At 57.0% G+C, this 6,130-nt stretch carries 3 protein-coding genes; 1 reads left to right on the plus strand and 2 read right to left on the minus strand.

All coding sequences use genetic code 11. The annotated features are described in order from the left end of the window. Window positions 1-48 precede the first annotated feature (48 nt). Window positions 49-906, plus strand: a complete 858-nt coding sequence (locus tag I8J29_RS03290; protein ID WP_208846214.1) for an SDR family oxidoreductase — start codon at window positions 49-51, stop codon at window positions 904-906. A gap of 98 nt (window positions 907-1,004) precedes the next feature. Here the strand turns inward: I8J29_RS03290 and I8J29_RS03295 are convergent, their stop codons facing one another. Then, window positions 1,005-2,768, minus strand: coding sequence for a type 2 periplasmic-binding domain-containing protein (locus I8J29_RS03295; protein WP_208846215.1), 1,764 nt, complete (start codon window positions 2,766-2,768; stop codon window positions 1,005-1,007). Window positions 2,769-3,236: 468 nt separating this feature from the next. After that, a partial coding sequence (locus I8J29_RS03300; RefSeq protein WP_208846216.1) for an S-layer homology domain-containing protein occupies window positions 3,237-6,130 on the minus strand: 2,894 nt, incomplete at its 5' end.

A 6,130-nucleotide genomic window follows, 5' to 3' on the forward strand; every position in this document is an offset into this window, starting at 1 on the left:
CCTGCTTGGTCCTCTATTTAAAATAACAGAATAATAAGGAGAGCGTCTATGAGAATGCTCGATCGTAGCGTGTTGCTGACGGGAGCGAATTCAGGCATTGGTAAAGCGGCGGCGGCGGAACTGGCTAAGCAAGGCGCTTCGGTGATTCTAGCATGCCGGGACAAAGCCAAAGGAGAGGCCGCTCGCCAGGAGATCGTAAGCGATACAGGAAATGACCGAATCGATGTCTTAGTGGTGGATTTAGCATCATTCGCATCGATTCGAACATTCGCGGCCGAAGTGACCCGAAGGTATGACAAATTGGATGTGCTCATTAATAACGCCGGTATCATGATGGATAAGTGGACGCCGACTCCCGAAGGATTAGAAACGATTATGGGAGTCAATCATTTCGGAACTTTCTTGCTAACGGGATTGTTGAGGGACTTACTGAAAGCAAGCGGCCGCTCGAGGATCATTACCGTCAGCTCGATGGCCCATAAGATGTATCAATTCAATATGGACGATCTCCATAACAAGCAACGATTCCTTGCTTCACGCGCGTATGGACAATCCAAATTGGCCAATATCCTGTTTACATACGAGTTAGCGCGCAGATTGAACGCGTCGGAAACGACCGCGAATTGCCTACATCCGGGCATCGTGAGAACCAGCTTCGCGAAAAGACTGACGGGCCTTGAGCGGCTCTCTTTTGCAGCCCTAAGACCATTCATGATCCCGGCGGAGCAAGGCGCCGCGACATCCGTGTTTTTGGCGTCGTCGCCCAAAGTCGAAGGCGTAACCGGACGATATTTCGTCCGCTGCAAAGAAGCGTCGTCTTCCAGACGAAGCCATGACCGGGCTTTAGCCCATAGACTTTGGGAGGAAAGCGAGCGAGTAACCGGATTCGAACATAGGGGAGATTAAGGTTTGAATTCGAAACCCGCCGGACCACAATTCGATCGTCCTTATCACACGCAAAAGCCAAAAGGGATAGCGACTGGCCGCTATCCCTTCGGTTACGCTTATTGAACCATGCCGCTTGCGTTGACTTCGTCGAGAATGCCCTGACCGCCGGATGCCAGCCAATTCGCGGCCCATTCGTCGAAATAGTCAAGCGGCTTGGAGCCCATGATGATCGACGTCATCATCTTCACTTCTTCGTCGCGAAGCGACGGTCCTTTCGCGATCATCGTCGGCGTCGGGTTGCCCAAATAAGCCGATGTGAAAACCTGCTGGTTGGCTGCATATTGGCCTTGGAGGTTGAATACGCCGCCTTCCAACCACGTCTTGCTCGCGCCCCACATCGTCTTGTCCCCGGCCTCGAATTTTTTCACTTGATCGTAGTATTGCTTCTGTTCATCATTTAGCGCCGACGTATCGCCGGATTTCATCGCGGCTTGAACCGCGTCAGCCGCCTTCGGATTGATGCCGGGCATGTTTCCGCTAATGGGCGAAAGCGCGAATTCGCCGTAGTCTTTGCCATCCACGGTGACCGTATGGTAATTCTTATCGAAGTGTTCGTAGAGCTTCTCCATATACGTGTTCAGCATCAGGATCGGAGCTTCCGGATGTTCGGACTTCTTGCTTACGACGAAGTAGTGCGAAGGCAAGACGGTCGTGCTTTGCGCGAGCGCCGGCTGATCGTCGGACGATACGAGCGGATAAATGCTCCAATCCGAGCCCGGCACGTCCTTGTACATATTGCCGAGCGGCCATCCCGGCACGAAAGACGCGCCGAACGCCATCCCGATTTTACCGGACGTCACGAGTTCGGCGGATTTGATGCCGTCGATGACGCTGAATTCCGGATAGATCGCGCCTTGCTTGAACAAGTCGGCCAGCTTGCCGAGCGCGGTCTTCACTTCCGGTTGAACGTCGGCCCACTGCGCCTTGCCGTCCGCGCCCTTGATGAAGTTCAGATTCGTGCCGGTCCCCTTGGTCGGGTTGAACGGATACGCATGATAGCCGTTGAAATAGCCGTCAAGACCGGACCAGCCGTTGAACAAATTGTAGTCGAGGCTTAAGCCGTACGTATCGTTCTTGCCGTTCTTGTCCGGATCGTTCTTCGTGAACGCCAAGGCGATATGGTTGATATCGTCCATTGTCTTCGGCGGCTGAAGCCCCAGATTGTCCAGCCAGTCTTTGCGAATAAAGATGAGCTGGGTATCGTTGGTTTCACCGCCGTTTGTCGGTATGCCCATGATTTTGCCGTCTATCGTCGCCGCCTTGAGACGCAGGTCGCCGCTTCCTGCGAATGAGTTCTTCGTAAATTCGGAAGCGTATTTATCGTAAACATCGGTTAAATCCGCAATCGATCCGGCTTCTACGAGGGTCTGGAACTGCTGCGCGTCAACATCCATGAAATCCGGCATATCGCCTGAAGCCATCATGACGGCGACCTTGTTCTGATACTGCTCTGTGCTTACTTTCCACAGGTTCTTCACCTTAATGCCGAGGTCGCTTTCGAAGGTTTTGGTCCAAACATTCTGGTCGAGCGTTTCACCGGGCGCGATTTCAGCGGCAGGATTGACGGCTCGCACGGTCGTCACTTCGATCGGAGGATCGTATTTGCCTTCCGGGCCGCTCGCACCGGATGCTGCCGGCGAAGTCGCGGGACTTCCGCTCGCGTTTGCGTTTGTCGATGCGCTTGGCGCGTTGCCGCCGCCTTCGTTGCCGCTGCTGTCGTTGCTGCTGCTGCAAGCCGTTACCGTTGTCAGGATAAGCAGGAATGAGAGCGTTGCCGTGCCTTTCACTTTCACTTTCAATTTCGCTTTGTTCAATGCCACCTGCGTGCCTCCCCTATATGCGATTATGAGTACGTTTTCATTATGACGCCCGTGCGACGCGGCGAATATATTAAACCGATTACATTGCTTGTCCTATTATATCTACTTAAGCGAATCGCAATAGCCCGCCTCCGCGTAGCCGGCTCGCCGACGGCTTTCGCAATCTCGTGGAACAGCTGCTCGAGTTTCGCCCGGTCCTTTCCCATCGCGTATTGGTCGAGCTGCCGGCTTCTCCATCGTTGTCTCCGAACAGACAAGCAGCACTTACAGCCGCATTCCAATGAAACAACCGACGCCTCATGCGAGACGTCGGTTGTTCCTCGATGTGGCATACGACCCGCCGCGAAGCAAATCCGTTGAGCCGACCGATACGCATCATGATCTTGCAGGACGAACAGGCACAACCGCGATCGCGACGCGTTACATTCGGCGCGGCCTCCGTGCTCTCCTAGCGGAATTCGTTGTCCGCTACCGGGTCACGAGGACGAATACCGGCTTCTCGCTGACAGAAACCGTCACGCTGCCGTCAGTGATGGCAAGCTCCGTTTGATTGCCCCATTGCACCCCGTTCTCAAGCGTCACAAGAGAGGCATGCTCCGTACCTTCCGGAAGACTCAGCGTGTAATCCTGCTTGTTGGCGCCGCCTTGGTCGCCGAGCGAGGTGGGCAGCCACAACGCGTATACGCCGTCATCGCTCGCCGTCTCCTTGAATTTAAGCACCCACGGGCCGTCCAGTCCGCTTTCCCCGCCCTTCTCGACGATCGAGTCGAAGCGGGTCGTATCCAGATAGTTCTTCATCGTGCCGACATAATACCAGGATGGCCGTTTCTTCGTCGTCGTCTGCTGGGCATCATCGTAGACGGTCCCAATCAATCCGCTCGAATTGAACCGCCCATTCCGAGTGTCGAACGTTCCCGCATCGGGCATCATGTACTGCTCCGCGCGGTCGATTCCGGCCGCGGCCAGCATCAGATACTCGCGGACGATCCAGCGTGCCTGCACCTCTTCCGCGTCGAGGCCCGTATTGATCCCCGGATTGTAGGTGACGCCGTCCTTCTCATACTCGATCGTCGCGCTGGACTGCGTCCCCTGCGCGACGTCCCATCCGAATTCGGACAGCCAAATTTCCTTGTCGGCCAAGTATTCGTCGCGCAGCTTCACGAAGTCGGTCATTCGGTCATAGATGTGATCCTCTTCGGGGGACATGCCCGTCAGGTGATTCTCGGCGTTCGGATGCCGCACGCCTTCGCCGGCATAATAATGGCCGTTAATGACATCGAACGGGTAACGGACATAGCCGTCCAGCGAGCCGTTATGCGCCGCCTTCCACTGGTCCTCCGTCCGGTTCTGGTCGAACCACTTCATCATGTCTTCGAAGAATTGCCGCGTCGACTGCCCTTGCCCTGCCGACTCGCCGTTATAGAAGATGCCGGCCAGTCCGCCCAGCACGAGCTTCGCGTTGGGGTCGGCCTGCTTGATGCCGACATCCGGTCCCATGGTCCCCATATGACCGTCGTAATCGGCGCTGGTCATTGCCGCGAATTGCGCGCCGGTGAAATACCCGGCCAAATCTTCCTCGTTCCAATTCTCGTAGTATTCGACGAGATCCATGCCGATCTTCTTGTCCGTTCCGGGCGCAACCTTGACGAGATCGGGATCGAGGTCCTTATTGCTCCCGTAACGCGCCGCGTGCTGGAAGAAGCTTCTGCCGTGCGCCAGGTAGGAGCTGGCTTTCTTCGGGTCCTGGTCCCCCTGCCAGTTCGGCCGCGGATTGCTCCTGCCCGAATTCACCACGCCGCCCTGTAAGGTAATGGCGACGCCGACGCCCCTATCCTTCAGCCCTTGATAGAAGCTGTCAAAGGCGCCCCAGGTGTTGCTGAATTGCGCTACGGGGTTCTGCGTCGTGGCCGAGTTGTTGAGCTGGCCGCCGGCCATCTGTCCATTGGCCGAATATTCGGTCCAGTCCCAGTTATGATACTCCCGGATGAAACCGATCGCTTGATTCACGTCCTGCGGCATGTTGAAGAAGCTGTTGGTGCCGACGAAATTGCCGAACGTGAGCTTCGACGAGTCGAAAGGCGTGACGCCTTCCTGCGGACTCAAGTGCCATTCTTCTTCCGCCGGCGGCTCCTCGCCGAGGGGGACGCCGTACAGCGCGGCTTCGACGATGTTCACGTCGCACGTAAACTGCTTGGAATACGGATCGCCGCTGCCGCCCCACCACGAATATTTCTCGTCGATCGGAACCTTATGGAATCGGAGCGAGCTCGCCGTGACCCCTTCTTCGCCCAGATCGAACTTCACCCATTTGCCCGCGTTGGTGAGCGGATAGGAAATGAGCTTCTTGTCTCCGGCGTAGACTTCCATCGTGCCGCCCATGACTTCATACGGACTGCTGCCGTCGGCCGTATACGTCGACGGCGCATACTTCTCGCCGTCATAGAGATCAATCTCGGTCAGCTTGTAATCGCGCAGCAGATTCAGGTTCAAGTTCGTGACGGACGCGTCGACCCACTGGCTGGCCCCGGCAGTCCGCCATGTATTCGCGTTCGCCGATGCCGCGGTATCGATCGGCGGCAGATACGGATCGGCCGAGCTCGGCGGCGCCGCCAGGACCTGGTCGTATTCGTCGAACAGCTTCTTCTTGTCGGTCGCGTAGTCTTCGCCCTCGAGCATTCTGTCGGTGACGTGAATCAGAATGGGCTCGTCGCTCTCGTCGGGCGGCGTCTGCGTCGGCGGCGTATACTCCGTCCCCGGCGTTCCCGTCGGCTCGTCGGACGATTCGTCCTCGGTCAGCACGAAGGTGACGCTGTCGGGAGACTGAGCCGTGAATGCCGACGGCTTAGGCCCCTGAACCGAAACTTGGCCCGCCGCCTGGTAGATGTACATCTGGTTCTCGGAAATATTCCCGTCCACCGCCACGTTGGCGGCGCCGGTCACGTAAATATGACCCGACACCTGAACGTCTTCTAATTGGATCTCCGCGTCGGTGCTGCTTTGGGCGATGTACAAATCGCCTTTGACTTTCATTTGGCTCAGCTTGACGTTGGAGGCATTGACAAACAGATTGCCTGCCACGTCCTGCGAGTAGGTCAGCGTGGACCCTTGCTCGCCTTTGGCGGGTTCATTCACGATCGCCGTCGCGATCCGATCCAGCAGCGTGACCGCCTCCGCGATGCTCATCGCGCGCCGCGGTTGAAACTCGCCCCCGGTCGTGCCGTTCAGGAGACCCTTTTCCCGGCTGACGCCGATGGCGTTCCTGCTCCAGGTCGACATCTCGCGATAATCCGGATAGGACTGCGCCTGATCGGAGGTTGCGCCAGCCAGACCCAGCGTTCTCAGAATGGAGACGGCCGCCTCTT

The sequence above is a fragment of the Paenibacillus artemisiicola genome (assembly GCF_017652985.1).
In the GTDB taxonomy this organism is placed as follows: domain Bacteria; phylum Bacillota; class Bacilli; order Paenibacillales; family Paenibacillaceae; genus Paenibacillus_Z; species Paenibacillus_Z artemisiicola.

Coding starts and splice junctions, on each gene's coding strand:
- I8J29_RS03290 (WP_208846214.1), top strand. CDS start 49: ATGAGAATGCTCGATCGTAGCGTGTTGCTGACGGGAGCGAATTCAGGC.